Source organism: Burkholderia sp. BCC1988 (genome assembly GCF_905339895.1).
Classification (GTDB): Bacteria; Pseudomonadota; Gammaproteobacteria; order Burkholderiales; family Burkholderiaceae; genus Burkholderia.
Genome location: NZ_CAJPHA010000009.1, coordinates 191,156 through 210,401, shown reverse-complemented (window position 1 = coordinate 210,401; position 19,246 = coordinate 191,156). Strand labels below are relative to the sequence as shown.

The following is a 19,246-nucleotide window of genomic DNA, read 5'->3' as shown; positions in this document are numbered from 1 at the left end:
CCGGCCGCGGTAAAGAGAAGAGGGCGGATACCGCTCCGAATCGACATTCAAACAACGACAGCCTAAGAGGCATACCCATGAATTTTCAGCAATTGCGTTTCGTGCGCGAGGCCGTGCGCCAGAACATGAACCTGACGGAAGTCGCGAACGTGCTGTACACGTCGCAGTCGGGCGTGTCGAAGCAGATCAAGGATCTCGAGGATGAACTGGGCGTCGATATCTTCATCCGGCGCGGCAAGCGGCTCACGGGGCTCACGGAGCCCGGCAAGGCCGTGCACCAGCTGATCGAGCGGATGCTGCTGGATGCGGAAAACCTGCGCCGCGTCGCGCGCCAGTTCGCGGACCAGGACAGCGGCCACCTCGTCGTCGCGACGACGCACACGCAGGCGCGCTACGCGCTGCCGAAGGTGATCCGCCAGTTCACCGAGGTGTTTCCGAAGGTGCATCTCGCGCTGCGCCAGGGCAGCCCGCAGCAGATCGCGCAGATGATCCTGAACGGCGAAGCCGATCTCGGCATCTCGACCGAGGCGCTCGATCGCTATCCGGACATCGTCACGTTCCCGTGCTATTCGTGGCACCACACGGTCGTCGTGCCGAAGGGGCATCCGCTCGTCGGTCGCGAGAACCTGACGCTCGACGAAATCGCCGAGTACCCGATCATCACGTATGACCAGGACTTCACGGGCCGCTCGCACATCGACCAGGCATTCGCGCAGGCCGGCGCCGTGCCCGACGTCGTGCTGACTGCAATCGACGCGGACGTGATCAAGACCTACGTCGAGCTCGGGATGGGGATCGGCGTCGTCGCGGCAATGGCCTTCGATCCGCAGCGCGACACCGGGCTCGTCGCGCTCGACACGCAGCACCTGTTCGAGGCGAGCACGACGCGGGTCGGGTTGCGCAAGGGCGCATTCCTGCGCGCGTATGCGTACCGGCTGATCGAGATGTTCGCGCCGCACCTGAACGAAGCGGAAATCGCCGGGCTGCTGCGCGAAGCAGTCTGACGGCGGGAGGATGTTCCGGGGGCGCGGCAGGCGCCCTTCGGACGCGTTGCATCAGGCGCCGATGCTGCATCCGCCATTTCAGGGCGTGCCGACGCGTCGGTCCTTCGATCGAAGCTGTCGCTCACAAGCCGGGTTGCCGTGAGCGGCGACCGTCATCTGATCGCCGGTCAACAGAAAAACAAGACGGCGCATGCGCGTGCCTCGCTTCGATCATGTAACGCGCCGCAATCGGCACGTGCAACCGCGCACTCCGAATAAACCCTTAAATATTGATCAGACGGGTTGCGCGTCGATCCGAAACGGTACAGCATAGCTTCCACTCCGCCGGCGTCCCGCCGGCGGTGGCGCGTCGACGACAGCACGCGCCAGGCAGTCGGCCGTCTGCCTCGCTTCCATTCCGTGGTACCGACAAGCAGCAACGATGGCCAATGCCCGGGAAGTGTAGCGCAAACGTTTGCTCACATTAAAACAACAGTCAAACAATAATCTGGCCCGTCGGGCCAGTCGCCAGGAGATGTGTATGAATGTCCTCTTTCGCCGTCGCTTCCTGACCGCCGCGCTTGCCGCCGTCGCGGTCGCTGCCGCACCGGCCGTCCATGCGCAGGCTGCGGCCAAGCCGAAGGTCGCGCTCGTGATGAAGTCGCTCGCCAACGAGTTCTTCCTGACGATGGAAAACGGCGCGAAGGAATACCAGAAGCACAACGCCGGCCAGTTCGACCTGATCACGAACGGCATCAAGGACGAGACCGACACCGCGAACCAGATCCGCATCGTCGAGCAAATGATCGTGTCGAAGGTCGATGCGATCGTGCTCGCGCCGGCCGATTCGAAGGCGCTCGTGCCGGTCGTGAAGAAGGCGGTCGACGCGGGCATCACCGTCGTGAACATCGACAACCGGCTCGACCCGGACGTGCTGAAATCGAAGAACCTGAACGTGCCGTTCGTCGGCCCCGACAACCGCAAGGGCGCGCGCAAGATCGGCGACTACCTCGCGAAGCGGCTGAAGGCGGGCGACCAGGTCGGCATCCTCGAAGGTGTGTCGACGACGACCAACGCGCAGCAGCGCACGGCCGGCTTCGAGGACGCGATGAAGGCGGGCGGGATGAAGGTCGTGTCGGTGCAGTCGGGCGAATGGGAGATCGACAAGGGCAATGCGGTTGCGTCCGCGATGCTCAACGAATACCCGAACCTGCGCGCGTTGCTGTGCGGCAACGACAACATGGCGATCGGCGCCGTGTCGGCCGTGCGCGCGGCGGGCAAGCAGGGCAAGGTGTTCGTGGTCGGCTACGACAACATCAACGCGATCAGGCCGATGCTGAAGGACGGCCGCGTGCTCGCGACCGCCGACCAGTACGCGGCGAAGCAGGCCGTGTTCGGCATCGACACGGCGCTCAAGGCGATCGCCGAGCATCGCAAGCAGGCCGACATGTCCGGCGTGGTCGAGACGCCGGTGGATCTCGTGACGAAGTAACGCCGCCCCGTCGCGGCCGCCGGCCTCAAGAAGCGGGCCCGGCGGCCGTTATACGGAGTGAGCGCGATCACGGCCACTGCATGCACATGCACTTGTGAGCGTCACACCCGCGCGCCGCGTGCGCGCGGCCGCAACCAGGATCGCGATGGAACCGACCTTCCAACCCTCCCGTTCAGCCGTTCCCGTGCTGTCCGTCTCCGGTGTGGGCAAGACCTACGCCGAACCGGTGCTCGCCGACGTCACGTTGACGCTCGTGCCGGGTGAAGCGCTCGCGCTGACGGGCGAGAACGGCGCCGGCAAGAGCACGCTGTCGAAGATCATCGGCGGGCTCGTCGACCCGACCGCCGGCACGATGCAACTCGGCGGCCAGGCCTATGCACCGGCGAGCCGCACGCAGGCCGAGGCGCTCGGCGTGCGCATGGTGATGCAGGAGCTGAACCTGCTGCCGACGCTGACGGTCGCCGAGAACCTGTTCCTGAACCGTCTGCCGCGGCGCTTCGGCATCATCGATCGCGCGCGGCTGCGCGACGATGCGCGTGCCGCGATGGCGCAGGTCGGGCTCGACGCGGTCGATCCCGATACGCCGGTCGGTGCGCTCGGCATCGGCCACCAGCAGATGGTCGAGATCGCGCGCAACCTGATCGGCGACTGCCGTGTGCTGATCCTCGACGAACCGACCGCGATGCTGACCGCGCGCGAGGTCGAACTGCTGTTCGAGCAGATCGACCGGCTGAAGGCGCGCGGCGTGGCGATCGTCTACATCTCGCACCGGCTCGAGGAACTCGCGCGGGTCGCCGAGCGTGTCGCGGTGCTGCGCGACGGCCGGCTCGTGCACGTCGGCGACATGGCCGCGACGACGTCCGACGGGCTCGTCACGCTGATGGTCGGGCGCGAGGTCGGCGAGCACATCGACCTCGGCGCGCGCCGCATCGGCGCGCCGCGCCTCGTCGTGTCGGGCATGACGCGCGGCACGGCCGTGCAGGACGTGTCGCTCGAAGTGCGCTCGGGCGAAATCTTCGGCATCTCGGGGCTGATCGGTGCCGGGCGCACCGAATTGCTGCGGCTGATCTACGGCGCGGACACGCCGGACGCCGGGATGATCGCGGTCGGCGATCCGCTGAAGCCGGCGCGCATCGGCTCGCCCGTCGACGCGGTGAAGCACGGCATCGCGCTGATCACCGAGGACCGCAAGGGCGAAGGGCTGCTGCTGTCGCAGTCGGTCACGTCGAACGTGTCGCTCGGCCAGCTCGACCGGCTCGCGCGCGGCGGCATCGTCGATACGGCGCGCGAGACGGCGCTCGCCGAGCAGCAGATCGACGCGCTGCGGATCCGCACCCACGGCGCCGCGCAGGCGGTCGGCGAACTGTCGGGCGGCAACCAGCAGAAGGTCGTGATCGGCCGCTGGCTCGCGCGCGACATGGGCGTGCTGCTGTTCGACGAGCCGACCCGCGGGATCGACGTCGGCGCCAAATTCGAGATCTACACGCTGATGGGCGCGCTCGCGCGCGAGGGCCGTGCGCTGGTGGTCGTCTCGAGCGACCTGCGCGAGCTGATGCTGATCTGCGACCGGATCGGCGTGATGTCGGCCGGCCGCATGACCGCCGTGTTCGAACGCGGCAACTGGACCCAGGATGCGCTGCTGGCCGCGGCGTTCGCCGGCTTCGGCCGCGCAGCGCTGCCGGACGGCGCACGCCATCCGGATGCGGAAAGCGCGCCGCGCGCGGCTTCCGCCTCTTCGACGACAGGACGACAGCAATGACCCAGCCTCCCGTATCCCCGAGCGACGCCGGCGCGCAGCAGGACGTGACCGGGCGCCGCGCGCGCACGCTGTCCGGCACGCGGCTCGGCGTGTCGAACTATCTCGGGCTCGCCGGCGCGCTCGCCGCGATGATCGCGCTGTTCTCGACGCTCAGCTCGCATTTCCTGACCTACGATACGTTCAGCACGATCGCGAACCAGATCCCCGATCTCGTCGTGATGTCGGTCGGGATGACGTTCGTGCTGATCATCGCCGGCATCGACCTGTCGGTCGGCTCGGTGCTCGCGCTGGCCGCGTCGATGGTCAGCGTGGCCGCGCTGAAATGGCATTGGGGGCCGCTGCCCGCCGCGCTGATCGGGATCGCGGTCGCGACCGTGACCGGCTCGCTGACGGGCGCGATCACGGTGGGCTGGCGGATTCCGTCGTTCATCGTGTCGCTCGGCGTGCTCGAGGCCGCGCGCGGTGTCGCGTACCAGCTGACGAATTCGCGCACGGCCTACATCGGCGACGCATTCGATTTCCTGTCGAACCCGATCGCGCTCGGCATCTCGCCGGCGTTCCTGATCGCGGTCGCGGTGATGATCGCGGCGCAGTTCGTGCTCACGCGCACCGTGTTCGGGCGCTATCTTGTCGGTATCGGCACGAATGAAGAAGCCGTCCGGCTTGCCGGGGTTAACCCGCGGCCGTATAAAATCCTCGTATTCGCACTGATGGGCGCGCTCGCGGGGCTCGCGTCGCTGTTCCAGATCTCGCGGCTCGAGGCCGCCGACCCGAACGCGGGCGTGGGCCTCGAACTGCAGGTGATCGCAGCCGTCGTGATCGGCGGCACGAGCCTGATGGGCGGGCGCGGCTCGGTGATCAGCACGTTCTTCGGCGTGTTGATCATTTCCGTGCTGGCCGCGGGGCTGGCGCAGATCGGCGCGAACGAGCCGACCAAACGGATCATCACCGGGGCGGTGATCGTGGTGGCGGTCGTGCTCGATACGTATCGCAGCCGGCGCGCGCGCGCCCGGTAAAACTACACAGAAAGCAGACCAGAGAGAAACGGGAAATGGCGACGATCAAGGATGTGGCGGCCATGGCGGGCGTGTCGTTTACGACCGTCTCGCACGTGGTGAACAATTCGCGGCCGGTGTCCGCGGATGTGCGTGCGAAGGTCGAAGGCGCGATCCGCGAGCTGAACTACGTGCCATCGGCCGTGGCGCGCTCGCTGAAGGCGCGCTCGACGGCGACCATCGGCCTCGTCGTGCCGAACAGCACGAATCCGTACTTCGCGGAGCTTGCGCGCGGCATCGAGGACCAGTGCGCGGCCAACGGCTATTGCGTGTTCTTCTGCAACTCGGACGACGATCCCGTGAAGCAGCGCAACTACCTGCGCGTGCTGCAGGAAAAGCGCATCGACGGGCTGATCGTCGCGTCGGCCGGCGAGGACGCGGTGCTCGCGCAGACGCTCGCCGATGCGCATGCGCCGCTCGTCGTCGTCGACCGCAACATCGAGGGGCTGGCGGCCGATCTCGTGCAGATCGACCACGAACGCGGCGCCTACCTGGCGACGCGTCACCTGCTCGAACTCGGGCACGCGAAGATCGGCTGCATCACCGGGCCGACCGACACGGCCGTCAGCGCGATGCGCGTGCACGGCTTCATCCGCGCGATGGCCGAGCGCGGGATCGACATCGTGCCGGGCGCGATCGCGGAAAGCGATTTTTCGTGCCTGGGCGGCTATCACGCGGCATCGCGGCTGTTCGAGTCGGTGCACCCGAGCGCGATTTTCGCGGGCAACGACCTGATGGGCGTCGGCGCGCTGCGCGCGGCGGCCGAGCGCGGCATGCGCGTGCCGGACGACTGCTCGATCATCGGCTTCGACGACATCGAATTCTCCCGTTATACCTATCCGGCGCTGTCGACGGTCGGCCAGTCGGTGCGCGCCCTCGGCGAAATGGCCGCGCAGACGCTGATCGAGCGGATCGGCGGCGGCTCGACGGCCGCGCCGAGCCGTCGTCGCGTCGTGTCGCCGCGCCTCGTGCTGCGCGAATCGACGGCGGTCTACCGCGAGCCGGCCGCGCCCGGTGCTCGCCCATGACGGCGCGTGCGGCAGGCGCCGGCCGCGTGACGGTGGTCGGCAGCCTCAACATGGATCTCGTCGTACGGGCGTCGCGGCTGCCGTTGCCGGGTGAAACGCTCGCCGGTCACGCGTATGCGCAGGCCGCGGGGGGCAAGGGCGGCAACCAGGCCGTCGCGGCCGCGCGGCTCGGCGCGCAGGTCGCGATGATCGGCTGCGTCGGCGCGGATGCGCACGGCGCCGCGCTGCGGGCCGGCCTCGAGACCGAAGGCATCGACTGCTCGCGGCTCGCGACGAGCAAGACGGCGTCGACCGGCGTCGCCTTGATCGTCGTCGACGACGCCAGCCAGAACACGATCGTGATCGTCGCGGGCGGCAACGGCGAAGTCACGACGGATACGGTGGCGCGGCACGAGGCGGCGCTGGCCGCGACCGACGTGCTGATCTGCCAGCTCGAGACGCCGCCGGACGCCGTGTTCGCAGCGCTGTCGGCCGGGCGGCGGCTCGGCCGCACCGTGGTGCTCAATCCGGCGCCTGCCGTCGCGCCGCTGCCGGACGGCTGGCTGCCGCTGGTCGATTACCTGATCCCGAACGAAGTCGAGGCGGCCGCGCTGACCGGGCTGCCGGTGCGCAATCCGGCCGAGGCGGAAGCCGCGGCGCGTGCGTTGCGGACAACCGGCGCGCGCAACGTGCTGATCACGCTCGGCGCGCGCGGCGTGTTCGCGCTGACGGCCGACGGCGCGGCGCGCCACTATCCGGCCCCCGTCGTCAAGGCGGTCGACACGACCGCGGCGGGCGACACCTTCATCGGCGGTTTCGCCGCACGGCTCGCGGCCGGCGCGGACGTCGATGCCGCCATCCGCTTCGCGCAACGCGCGGCGGCGCTGTCGGTCACGCGCGCAGGCGCGCAGCCGTCGATTCCCACGCTCGCCGAACTGGCCGAATAGGGCTGGATCGCGCATCCCGGCCGGCGCGTGCGACAACAGGCGGCCGGCCATCTTTCCCCACTTGTCTGACCTCGATTGCTTGCCGTGCGCGTTCGCGAAGCGGGCCGGCGATGCTTCGCCCCTATTATTCTGGAATCTGTAATGAACTGGTGAATTGCTGAAAAAATTGATGTGAATACCATCAAGCTGCGCAACATCCGGTCGTAAATACACCTGGGCGAAACACTGTTTCGAAAAACGGGCCTTGCCCGTTCACGACGACGCAATACAGGAAGAATGATGGTGATCGGAAACCTGACGATACGTGCGCGCATCGGTTTGACGATGGCGTTTCTCGCGGTACTGCTGGGCGTGATTGGCGTACTCGGCGTGTACGGGATGACGCGCTCGAACGATGCGACGCGCGAGATTTTCACGAACCAGATGCCGAGCGCGGTCGACGTGGCCGTTGCCGAAATGTACGCGGCGCGCGAGCGCCTGGCGCTCGATCGCGCCGCGCTGCTGGCGGGCACGCCCGACTCGGCTGCGGCCGTGGAACGCAGCCGCGCGATGCGCACGCAGTCCGACGCGTGGTGGCAAAAATACCTTGCACTGCCGCGCGGCCCGGAGGAAGACCGGCTCGCGCAGGACGTCGCCGCGAAGCGGCAGGCGCTGCAGCGCAGTTGCGACGCGTTCGGAGGGCTGGTCGCGGCGGGCGACCACGACCGGATCGGCGAGGGCGCCAAGCAGCTCTCGACGCTTTATAACGAGCTCTCGGTTGCGGGCGAAGCACTGCGCAATTTCCAGTTCACCGACGGGCAGGCGGGCTTCAACCGCGCGGAATCGTTGTACGAGACGCTGCGCGTGCTGTCGATCGTCCTGCTTGCGGCCGGTCTGGTTGCCGCCGCGTTTTCCTGGCTGACGCTCAGCCGTGCGATCGGCCGTCCGCTCGCGGACGCGCTCGCGCATTTCGACGCGATCGCCGCGGGCGACCTGCGCCGCTCGATCGTCGTGCATCGGCGCGACGAAATGGGCCAGCTCCTGGACGGTCTCGCGAGGATGCAGCGCGGCCTCGTCGACACGGTGCGCACCGTGCGCGGCGGCAGCGAGTCGATCGCGACCGCGGCGCGCCAGATCGCCGCCGGCAACATCGACCTGTCGTCGCGCACGGAAGAGCAGGCGTCCGCGCTGCAGGAAACCGCATCGAGCATGGAGCAGCTGACCGGCACCGTGAAGCAGAACGCGGACAATGCGCGGCAGGCAAGCTCGCTGGCCGCGAACGCGTCGGAGATTGCAAACAAGGGCAATACGGTGGTCGGCCAGGTGGTCGGCACGATGGGCGAGATCAACGACAGCTCCGCGAAGATCGCGGACATCATCGCGATCATCGAGGGAATCGCGTTCCAGACCAACATCCTGGCGCTGAACGCGGCGGTCGAGGCCGCGCGCGCCGGCGAGGAAGGCCGCGGCTTCGCGGTCGTGGCGGGCGAGGTGCGCAGTCTCGCGCAGCGTTCGTCGAGCGCGGCCAAGGAGATCAAGATGCTGATCGACGCGTCGGTGGAGCGCATCCGGACGGGGTCGACGCTGGTCGACGAAGCCGGCCGCACGATGAGCGACGTGATCGGTGCGGTGCAGCGCGTGACCGACATCATGGGCGAGATCGCGGCGGCGTCCGAGGAACAGAGCGGCGGCATCGACCAGGTCGCGCGCGCGGTCGCGCAGATGGACGAGGTCACCCAGCAGAACGCCGCGCTCGTCGAGGAAGCGGCGGCCGCCGCGCAATCGCTCGACGAACAGGCCGCGCGCCTGCGCGAGACGGCGTCGGTGTTCCGGATCGACGACGACGCGGCGCAGCCGGCGACCGCTGCCGCCGCACGTCAGGCGCCGCGCGCGGTGCCCGCAGCGGCTGCGGTGCCGGTTTCGCCGCCCGCGCCGGCCGTGGCGCGCAACGATCGTGATGCAGCGCCGAAGCGCGCCGCGCCGGCGCGCAAGCCGGCTGCCGCGGCCGCCGCGCCCGCTCCGGTGGCTGCCGGCGCCGACGACTGGGAAACGTTCTGATTCGCGCGTGACGCGCATCTTTTCGCGGTAACGCTCCCCGGTATCTCTCCCCGTATCTCTCCCCATTTGGCAGCACACGACGCCCGCGACATGCGGGCGTCGTCGTTTCGACCGACGGATTGTGACAGCGCACGTGAAAGTTCGTGCGTCGCCGCGCGCTGCGTGTTCGCATCCGCACTACGGGTATCTCCGGACGATGCGAAAAAAATTTGTAACGGCGCGCGCAGCGTGTCGTCGTAAACGTCCGCTCGAACGTATAGGGATGAAGGGGGAAGTGAAGGGTGCCGCGACGACGACGGAGGTGTCCAACGCACGAGACGTTCCGATGCTCGACGAGAGGTGGCGGATGCCGTTTCTGCGACACGGGAGATCGATTGTAAAGCGTCGAAATGCGTTGTCCAAGCGGTGTTGTCGAGAATGACGAACTTCATACGAAGAGTTCGTGAAAAAAAATAAGAAAGGGTTTAGGATGAATTCGAACGCGCTTTGCTTCTGCGCAGTCATAGAAGGCAGGCACGTCTTCAGACTCAGGCGAGGGAGGTAGCATGGATATTTACAGCAGCTTCGCGAACCGCTTCGAAAAAACGCGAGAGGAAGAGTTCTCGCTGGAGGAGTACCTCGCGCTCTGCAAGAACGATCCGTCAGCGTACGCCACGGCTGGCGAACGCATGCTGGCTGCAATCGGGGAACCCGAACAAATCGATACCCGCATCGACCCGCGCCTGTCGCGGATCTTCGCGAACAAGGTTATCAAGGTCTATCCCGCATTCCGTGAATTCTACGGAATGGAGGAAGTGATCGAGCAGGTGGTCGCGTACTTCCGCCACGCTGCGCAAGGGCTCGAAGAGAAGAAGCAGATTCTCTACCTGCTCGGCCCGGTGGGCGGCGGCAAGTCGTCGATCGCCGAGCGCCTGAAGCAGCTGATGGAGCGTGTGCCGTTCTATGCGCTGAAGGGTTCGCCCGTCAACGAATCGCCGCTCGGGCTGTTCGACTACGACGAAGACGGCCCGATCCTCGAAGAGCAGTACGGCATTCCGCGCCGCTACCTGAAGAGCATCCTGAGTCCGTGGGCCGTCAAGCGCCTGCACGAATACAACGGCGATATCCGCCAGTTCCGCGTGGTACGCCGCTTTCCGTCCATCCTGCGGCAGATCGGCATCGCGAAGACGGAACCTGGCGACGAGAACAACCAGGACATCTCGTCGCTCGTCGGCAAGGTCGACATCCGCAAGCTCGAACAGTATGCGCAGGACGACGCCGATGCGTACAGCTACTCGGGCGGCCTGTGCCTGGCGAACCAGGGCCTGCTCGAATTCGTCGAAATGTTCAAGGCGCCGATCAAGGTGCTGCACCCGTTGCTGACCGCGACGCAGGAAGGCAACTTCAAGGGCACCGAAGGATTCGGCGCGATTCCGTTCGACGGCGTGATCCTCGCGCACTCGAACGAATCGGAATGGAAGGCCTTCCGCAACAACCGCAACAACGAGGCACTGCTCGACCGGATCTTCGTCGTGAAGGTGCCGTACTGCCTGCGCGTGTCGGAAGAGATCAAGATCTACGAGAAGCTGATCCGCAACTCGTCGCTGGCCGAGGCCGTGTGCGCGCCGGGCACGCTGAAGATGATGTCGCAGTTCTCGGTGCTGTCGCGCCTGCATGAGCCGGAGAATTCGAGCCTGTTCTCGAAGATGCAGGTGTACGACGGCGAAAACCTGAAGGACACCGATCCGAAAGCGAAGTCGTACCAGGAGTATCGCGACTACGCGGGCGTGGACGAAGGGATGACCGGCGTGTCGACGCGCTTCGCGTTCAAGATCCTGTCGCGCGTGTTCAACTTCGACTCGAGCGAGGTCGCGGCCAACCCCGTGCACCTGATGTACGTGCTCGAACAGCAGATCGAACGCGAGCAGTTCCCGCCGGAGACCGAGCAGAAGTACCTGTCGTTCGTGAAGGACGTGCTCGCGTCGCGCTACGCGGAGTTCATCGGCAAGGAGATCCAGACGGCTTACCTCGAGTCGTATTCGGAGTACGGGCAGAACATCTTCGACCGCTACGTCACGTATGCGGACTTCTGGATCCAGGACCAGGAATTCCGCGATCACGACACGGGCGAGAGCTTCGACCGCGCCGCGCTGAATGCGGAACTGGAGAAGATCGAGAAGCCGGCCGGGATCAGCAATCCGAAGGATTTCCGCAACGAGATCGTGAACTTCGTGTTGCGTGCACGGGCGGCGAACGCCGGGAAGAACCCCGTGTGGACGAGCTACGAGAAGTTGCGCGTCGTGATCGAGAAGAAGATGTTCTCGAACACCGAGGAACTGTTGCCGGTGATTTCGTTCAACGCCAAGGGTTCGGCGGAGGAGCAGCGCAAGCATGAGGACTTTGTGAACCGCATGGTCGCGAAGGGCTATACGCCGAAGCAGGTGAGGCTGCTTTGCGACTGGTACCTGCGCGTGCGCAAGTCGTCATGACGCGCGCGGTACCGCGCCCGTGCGGCGAGTCCGTACGGGCGCTTTCAGAGGCGCCGCCCGCATGACGGCAGACGGCATGCGCGGCGAGTGCCCCGGCAGATCGACTTTCGAGCGGGAGACCGGGAGTGCTTCATCAAATCATCGACCGCAGGCTGGCCGGCAAGAACAAGAGCATCGCCAACCGCGAACGCTTTCTGCGTCGCGTCAAGAACTACATTCGTCGTGCCGTGTCCGACGCGGTGCGCGACCGTAGCATCAAGGATATCCAGAGCACGCAAAGCATCACGATTCCGCGCAAGGACATCGCCGAGCCGAATTTCCGGCACGCGCCGGGCGGGCGTCGCGAATACGTGCACCCGGGCAACGAGGACTACGTGCGCGGCGACAAGATTCCGCGTCCGCAGGGCGGCTCGGGCGGCGGCGGCAGTCAGGCGAGCAACGAAGGCGAAGGGCAGGACGACTTCGTGTTCGAGCTGTCCCGCGACGAATTCATGCAGTACTTCTTCGACGACCTCGAACTGCCGCGCCTCGTGAAGACGCACCTGCTGACGGTGCCGAGTTGGAAGAACGTGCGCGCGGGCTGGTCGGCGGAAGGCACGCCGAACAACATCGACGTCGTGCGCTCGCTGCGCAGCGCGCTCGGGCGACGCATCGCGCTCGGTTCGCCGCTCGTCAACGAGCTGCGCGAACTCGAAGCGCGGCTCGAGGTGATGAAGCTCGATCCGGAAGACCGTCGCGAGGATATCGCGACGCTCGAGGCCGAGATCCATCACCTGAAGGGGCGCATCTGGCGGATCCCGTTCATCGATCCGTTCGACCTGCGCTACATCAACCGCGTGAAGCAGCCGCAACCGTCGAGCCAGGCCGTGATGTTCTGCCTGATGGACGTGTCGGGCTCGATGGACGAGCAGCGCAAGGATCTCGCGAAACGCTTCTTCATCCTGCTGTACCTGTTCCTGAAGCGCAACTACGAGCGCATCGAGGTCGTGTTCATCCGTCACCACACGCGCGCCGAGGAGGTCGACGAGGACACCTTCTTCCATTCGACCGAAAGCGGCGGCACCGTCGTGTCGAGCGCGCTCGAGCTGATGCGCAAGGTGATGAACGAGCGTTACTCGCCGACCGAGTGGAACATCTACGGCGCGCAGGCGTCCGACGGCGACAACTGGACTGACGATTCGCCGAAGTGTCGCAAAATCCTGGAAGAGGATATCCTCACCAAGACGCGTTACTTCGCGTATATCCAGGTCGCCCCGGAAGAGCAGAACCTGTGGCTGGAGTACGCACAGCTGGCGCTGTCGCAACCGCACCTCGCGATGAAGAAAGTCGAATCGGCTGCCGACATTTACCCGGTATTTCGCGAATTGTTCGAAAAGCAGGTGGAAATGTCATGACGACCCGCCATCTGCACAACGAGTCGCGCGGCTACGCGCCGCGCCCTTCCGGCGACGACACGGCCGGCCCTGCCGCATCGCAGCAAAGCGGCCGGACCGAACCGGCGGCGCCGGCCGCCGACTTGCCCGGTGCCGGGCAGAAGGAAGCGCGTATGAACGTTGCCGAACGCAAGCCGCTGCCGTGCCCGTCCGACTGGACGTTCGAGCTGCTCGAGGAATACGACACGCACATCTCGCAGGTCGCCGAGCAGTACGAGCTCGACATCTATCCGATCCAGCTCGAGCTGATCAGCGCCGAGCAGATGATGGATGCGTACGCGTCGGTCGGGATGCCGGTCAACTATCGCCACTGGTCGTTCGGCAAGCACTTCCTCGCGACCGAGAAAAGCTATCGCCGCGGCCAGATGGGCCTCGCGTACGAAATCGTCATCAACTCGAATCCCTGCATCGCGTATCTGATGGAAGAGAACACGATGACGATGCAGGCGCTCGTCATCGCGCACGCGGCGTACGGGCACAACTCCTTCTTCAAGGGCAACTACCTGTTCCGGCTGTGGACCGACGCGCACGCGATCATCGACTATCTCGTGTACGCGAAGAACTACGTCGCCGAATGCGAGGAGCGCTACGGCCTCGATCGCGTCGAGGAACTGCTCGATTCGTGCCATGCGCTGATGAACTACGGCGTCGACCGCTACAAGCGGCCGCAGAAGCCGTCGTTGTCGAAGGAGGCCGCGCTGCGGCGCGAGCGCGAGGCGTATCTGCAGTCGCAGGTCAACGAGCTGTGGCGCACGCTGCCGGGCAAGAAGCCCGAGCAGATGGAGGAGCAGGAAGGACGCTATCCGCCTGAGCCGCAGGAGAACCTGCTGTATTTCGCGGAGAAGAACGCGCCGCTGCTCGAGCCGTGGGAGCGGGAAGTGATCCGCATCGTGCGCAAGATCGGCCAGTACTTCTATCCGCAGCGGCAGACGCAGGTGATGAACGAAGGCTGGGCGACGTTCTGGCACTACACGCTGCTGAATACGCTGTACAACCAGGGCAAGCTGGAAGACGGCTTCATGATGGAGTTCCTGCACTCGCACAGCAACGTGGTCTACCAGCCGCCCGTCACGAAGCCGTACTACAGCGGGATCAACCCGTATGCGCTCGGCTTCTCGATGATGAGCGACATCCGCCGGATCTGCGAGGCGCCGACGGAAGAGGACTACAAGTGGTTTCCGGAGATCGCGGGCACCCCGTGGCTGCCGGCGATGCACTACGCGATGCGCAACTTCAAGGACGAGAGCTTCATCGCGCAGTACCTGTCGCCGAACCTGATCCGCGAGATGCGGCTGTTCTCGGTGCTCGACGACGACATGCGCGATTCGCTCGAGGTGTCGGCGATCCACGACGAGTCCGGCTACCAGTACGTGCGGCAGGCGTTGTCGCGGCAGTACGACATCCATCACCGCGAGCCGAACATCCAGGTGTGGGCCGTGAACACACGCGGCGACCGCAGCCTCACGCTGCGCCATTTCATGACCGACAACCGCCATCTGTCGAACGACAGCGAGGAAGTGCTCAAGCACATGGCGCGGCTCTGGCAGTTCGACGTGTTCCTGGAAAGCGTCGACGAGGCCGGGACCGTGCGCAAGCGCTACGAGTGCCGCTACGTGCCGCCGGAGGTGCGCGTCTGACGATCGCCCGAGAACAGTTTGCACCGGACGCCAGCCTGAGGGCTGGCGTTTTCATATGACGAACGCGTACCGGGAGAAAAATTTTCTACATCCGGACGAACCCGGAAAGCCCGTTACTTTACATTTCGCTAAAATCCCGTAGCGCCGTGCCGCCGGAACCGGTGCCACGTGCGACCGTACGCGACGGCCCGCGAGCCGTCTCGCCCAGAAAGCACTAAAAGGAACAGACCAACCCATGGACGTCCAGACCGACCAAGCTGCGCTGTCCGCGCATGACACCCGGCGGCGCGTGTTCGCCATCGTCGGCGCCTCGTCGGGCAACCTCGTCGAGTGGTTCGACTTCTACATCTACTCGTTCTGCGCGCTGTATTTCGCACCGGCGTTCTTCCCGAGCGGCAACACGACCACGCAGCTGCTGAACACGGCCGGCGTGTTCGCGGCCGGCTTCCTGATGCGTCCGATCGGCGGCTGGCTGTTCGGCCGCATCGCCGACCGTCACGGCCGTCGCACGGCGATGATGATCTCGGTGCTGATGATGTGCGGCGGCTCGCTCGTGATCGCGGTGCTGCCGACCTATGCGCAGATCGGCGCGCTGGCGCCGGCGCTGCTGCTGGTCGCGCGCCTGTTCCAGGGGCTGTCGGTGGGCGGCGAATACGGGACGAGCGCAACCTACATGAGCGAGGTCGCGCTGAAGGGGCGGCGCGGCTTCTTCGCGTCGTTCCAGTACGTGACGCTGATCGGCGGCCAGCTGTGCGCGCTGCTGGTGCTCGTGATCCTGCAGCAGGCGCTGTCGAACGACGAGCTGAAGGCGTGGGGCTGGCGCATTCCGTTCGTCTGCGGGGCGGCGGCCGCGCTGATCTCGCTGTACCTGCGCAAATCGCTCGACGAGACGTCGACGAGCGCATCGCGTGACAAGAAGGACGCGGGCACGATCCGCGGCGTGTGGCAGCACAAGGGCGCCTTCTTCACGGTGGTCGGTTTCACGGCCGGCGGCTCGCTGATCTTCTACACCTTCACGACGTACATGCAGAAATACCTCGTGAACACGGCCGGCATGCATGCGAAGACGGCCAGCAACGTGATGACCGTCGCGCTGCTCGTCTACATGCTGATCCAGCCGGTGTTCGGCGCGCTGTCCGACAAGATCGGCCGCCGCACGTCGATGATCCTGTTCGGCACGTTCGCGGCGATCGGCACGGTGCCGCTGATGCACGCGCTGAAGACCGTCACGAGCCCGACGGCCGCGTTCGTGCTGATCACGATCGCGCTGGCGATCGTCAGCTTCTACACGTCGATCAGCGGCCTCATCAAGGCCGAGATGTTCCCGCCCGAAGTGCGCGCGATGGGCGTCGGCCTGTCGTATGCGGTCGCGAACGCGATCTTCGGCGGCTCGGCCGAGTACGTCGCGCTGTGGTTCAAGTCGATCGGCAGCGAGGAAACCTTCTACTGGTACGTGACGGTGCTGTGCGCGATCTCGCTGATCGTGTCGTGGCGGATGCGCGATCCGAGCAAGGAAGGGTACCTGCGTCACGAACCGTGATCGGCAGGGCAGCCCGCCGGGCTGCCCGCATCGACCGGCAACGTGCAACAGGACGGCGCTCCGCCATGCAGGCGGAGCGCCGTTTTTTATGCGCGGCGTTTTCGCATGGGCGCGTGCAAGCTCATCGCGGGGCGCACGATATCGATATCGGAATCGCTTCGTTGTCCGCAGCGGACGATGCGCTTATTCTGAACGCGTAGTTCGTGTGACACCTCCTTGACTGGGATTCGCGCCCGCTGCGTGCAGCGGGCGTTTTTTTGTGCGCATGCGCCGCATGCAGCCGCTGCAAGCCTCATCACGAAACCCGCAGAGCAAAGCACCATTTGTTGGTTCGGAATCGCCGCACGCGCTGATACGTTAGCGGCTTCGCGACGACACACAGCGTCGCGATGTTCCTCGAACCGGCCGCCGCGCGATCCGCGCCGGCCTTCATAACAAATCAGGTCGTGCTCATGAAATTCCACACTCTCGCTACGTGGCTCGTCGGGGCCGCACTCGTTACGGCCGGCACGGTCGCGCACGCGGACCGCCTCGACGACATCAAGAAGGCCGGTGTGCTGCGCGTCGCGACCTTCGACAGCAATCCGCCGTTCGGCTATGTCGACGGCAAGAGCAATCACATCGTCGGCCTCGACGTCGACTATGCGAAGGCGCTGGCCGACAAGCTCGGCGTGAAGCTGCAGCTGCAGCCGACCAATCCCGCGAACCGCATTCCGTTCCTGACCTCCGGCAAGGTCGACCTGGTGCTCGCGAACTTCACGATCACCGACGAGCGCGCGAAGCAGGTCGACTTCAGCATCCCGTATTTCTCGTCGGGCCAGCAGTTTCTCGCGAAGAAGGGCGTGCTGAAATCGGCCGACCAGCTGAACGGCTTGCGCGTCGGCGCGGACAAGGGCACGACGAACGAGATCACGCTGCGCGAGAAATTCCCGAAGGCGACGATCGTCGCGTACGACGACACGCCGTTCGCGTTCGCCGCGCTGCGCGCCGGCAACGTGCAGGCGATCACGCAGGACGGCCCGAAGCTGATCGGCCTGCTCGCGAACGTGCCCGACAAGCAGAACTACGAGATCCCGGCATTCACGATCTCGAACGACTACATGGGCGTCGGCGTGCCGAAGGGCGAGACGCGCCTGCTCGGCTTCGTGAACGACACGCTGAAGGGGCTCGAGGCGAATGGCCGCGCGGGCCAGATCTACGACGCGTGGTTCGGTCCGACGACGAAGACGCCGCTCACGCGCATCTTCCGCATCGGCGACAAGACCTGAGTCGCATGCAGGACGCGCCGCGTTCCGCCATCGGTCGTGCCGGTGCGCGGGAATCGCGGCGTTTTCCGTTTCTCTCGATCGCTTGCTTCGCGCCCGCACCACCATGCTCGGCTTGGCTCCCAAATATCTGTCCTGGCTCTGGCAGGGCTTCCTGCTGACGCTCGGCCTCGCGGCCGCGTCGGCGCTCGCCGCGACGGTCGGCGGACTGCTGCTCGCCGTCATGCGGCATGCGCGCGGCACGGCGCCGCGCACGCTCGCGGCCGGCTATGTCGTCGCGTTCCGCAACACGCCGTTGCTCGTGCAGTTGCTGTTCTGGTATTTCGGCGTCGCGTCGTTGCTGCCCGACACTTGGGTCGCGTGGCTGAACGCGCGCCATCAGCTGAGCGCGGGCCCGTTCACGCTCGCATGGCCGTCGTTCGAGTTCGTCGCGGGCTGGTTCGGGTTGAGCGCGTACACGGCCGCGTTCGTCGCCGAGGAATGCGAAGCCGGGCTGCGCGGCGTGCGCCGTGCGCAGCACGATGCGGCCGCGGCGCTCGGCCTCACGCCGATGCAGTCGCTGCGCTACGTCGTGCTGCCGCAGGCCGTGCGCATCGCACTGCCGCCATTGTTCGGCCAATACATGAATCTCGTGAAGAACTCGTCGCTCGCGATGGCGATCGGTGTCGCCGAGCTGTCGTACGCGTCGCGGCAGGTCGAGACGGAGACGTTCAAGACCTTTGCCGCCTTCGGTGTCGCGACCGTGCTGTACATCGCCGCGGTGGCCGCGATCGAGGCCGGTGCCTATGCGGCCACGCAATGGCGCGACCGGCTCGGGGCGGGGCGTTGACGATGGATCTCTCGCTGCTGCTCGACAACCTGCCGTACCTGCTCGTCGGCGCATTCCCGGATGGTCCGCTCGGCGGCGCCGCGCTGTCGCTCGTGCTGGCGATCGCGTCGGCCATCGCATCGGCGGTGCTGGGCGTGGCGCTCGGCGTCGCGATGGCGCTCGCGCGCGGCCCGCTGCGCGTGCTGCTGCTCGCGTTCATCGGCTTCTTTCGCGCGATTCCGGTGCTGATGCTGATCTTCTGGACGTACTTCCTGATGCCGATGCTGCTGCACATGGACGTGCCGGGACTCGCGACGGTCGTGTGCGCGCTGGCGCTGATCGGCGGCGCGTATCTCGCGCATGCGGTGCATGCGGGCATCGTCGCGGCCGGCGACGGGCAGTGGCAGGCGGGGCTGTCGCTCGGGCTCACGCGCTGGCAGACCGTGCGCTACGTGCTGCTGCCGCAGGCGATCCGGATCATGACGCCGTCGTTCGTCAATCAGTGGGTCGCGCTCGTGAAGGACACGTCGCTCGCGTATATCGTCGGCGTGCCGGAACTGTCGTTCGTCGCGACGCAGGTGAACAACCGGCTGATGGTGTATCCGGCGCCGATCTTCCTGTTCGTCGCGGCGATCTATCTGGTGCTGTGCACGTCGCTCGACGGTGCGGCGCGCTGGTTGCTGTCGCGTCGTCCTCGCGCGGAGCGCATCGCGCGGGCTGCGGCTGAACGCACGGAACCGGTGCGGTGACGGCGTGCGCGCCGCGTGCGATGCATGCGGCGCGTTTCCGGTGATGAAGGTGAGAGCGTGCGGCTA

The 19,246-nt window shown here is 66.1% G+C and carries 14 protein-coding genes; all 14 read left to right on the top strand.

Annotated elements, in window-relative coordinates:
• The first annotated feature begins 77 nt into the window (after positions 1-77).
• The 14 genes from U4012_RS15385 to U4012_RS15320 all read left to right on the top strand — a co-directional run bounded on the left by U4012_RS15385 (position 78) and on the right by U4012_RS15320 (position 19,180).
• Positions 78-1,004, top strand: a complete 927-nt coding sequence (locus U4012_RS15385; protein WP_044843605.1) for a CysB family HTH-type transcriptional regulator — start codon at positions 78-80, stop codon at positions 1,002-1,004.
• Positions 1,005-1,524: 520 nt separating this feature from the next.
• Entirely contained in the window at positions 1,525-2,475 is a 951-nt protein-coding gene (locus tag U4012_RS15380) for a sugar ABC transporter substrate-binding protein (RefSeq protein ID WP_044843604.1), read from the top strand.
• A gap of 145 nt (positions 2,476-2,620) precedes the next feature.
• On the top strand, positions 2,621-4,234 hold the full coding sequence (locus U4012_RS15375) for a sugar ABC transporter ATP-binding protein (RefSeq protein ID WP_124485539.1): 1,614 nt from the start codon (positions 2,621-2,623) through the stop codon (positions 4,232-4,234).
• Positions 4,231-5,250 carry an ABC transporter permease gene (locus U4012_RS15370; RefSeq protein ID WP_044843602.1) on the top strand — a complete coding sequence of 340 codons (1,020 nt, stop codon included), beginning with the start codon at positions 4,231-4,233 and terminating at the stop codon, positions 5,248-5,250. Before U4012_RS15375 ends, U4012_RS15370 begins: the two co-directional genes overlap by 4 nt.
• 35 nt (positions 5,251-5,285) lie before the next feature.
• Positions 5,286-6,317, top strand: a complete 1,032-nt coding sequence (locus U4012_RS15365; protein WP_044843601.1) for a LacI family DNA-binding transcriptional regulator — start codon at positions 5,286-5,288, stop codon at positions 6,315-6,317.
• Positions 6,314-7,243, top strand: a complete 930-nt coding sequence (rbsK, locus tag U4012_RS15360; RefSeq protein WP_321799666.1) for a ribokinase — start codon at positions 6,314-6,316, stop codon at positions 7,241-7,243. Before U4012_RS15365 ends, rbsK begins: the two co-directional genes overlap by 4 nt.
• A gap of 279 nt (positions 7,244-7,522) precedes the next feature.
• Positions 7,523-9,280, top strand: a complete 1,758-nt coding sequence (locus U4012_RS15355) for a methyl-accepting chemotaxis protein (protein WP_321799664.1) — start codon at positions 7,523-7,525, stop codon at positions 9,278-9,280.
• Positions 9,281-9,825: 545 nt separating this feature from the next.
• The gene (locus U4012_RS15350; protein ID WP_044843599.1) at positions 9,826-11,748 is read left to right on the top strand and encodes a PrkA family serine protein kinase; all 1,923 of its coding nucleotides are present in this window, start codon (positions 9,826-9,828) and stop codon (positions 11,746-11,748) included.
• 125 nt (positions 11,749-11,873) lie between these two features.
• Positions 11,874-13,142 (top strand): YeaH/YhbH family protein, encoded by a 1,269-nt coding sequence (locus tag U4012_RS15345; RefSeq protein WP_044843598.1) that lies wholly within the window; start codon positions 11,874-11,876, stop codon positions 13,140-13,142.
• Positions 13,139-14,818, top strand: coding sequence for a SpoVR family protein (locus U4012_RS15340; protein WP_044843597.1), 1,680 nt, complete (start codon positions 13,139-13,141; stop codon positions 14,816-14,818). Before U4012_RS15345 ends, U4012_RS15340 begins: the two co-directional genes overlap by 4 nt.
• Positions 14,819-15,053: 235 nt before the next feature.
• Positions 15,054-16,358, top strand: a complete 1,305-nt coding sequence (locus U4012_RS15335; protein WP_321799660.1) for an MFS family transporter — start codon at positions 15,054-15,056, stop codon at positions 16,356-16,358.
• Positions 16,359-16,810: 452 nt separating this feature from the next.
• Positions 16,811-17,626, top strand: coding sequence for an ABC transporter substrate-binding protein (locus tag U4012_RS15330; protein WP_321799658.1), 816 nt, complete (start codon positions 16,811-16,813; stop codon positions 17,624-17,626).
• Positions 17,627-17,729: 103 nt separating this feature from the next.
• Positions 17,730-18,452, top strand: a complete 723-nt coding sequence (locus U4012_RS15325) for an amino acid ABC transporter permease (protein WP_044843595.1) — start codon at positions 17,730-17,732, stop codon at positions 18,450-18,452.
• A 2-nt stretch (positions 18,453-18,454) separates the two neighbouring features.
• Positions 18,455-19,180, top strand: coding sequence for an amino acid ABC transporter permease (locus tag U4012_RS15320; protein ID WP_044843594.1), 726 nt, complete (start codon positions 18,455-18,457; stop codon positions 19,178-19,180).
• Positions 19,181-19,246: the final 66 nt, after the last annotated feature.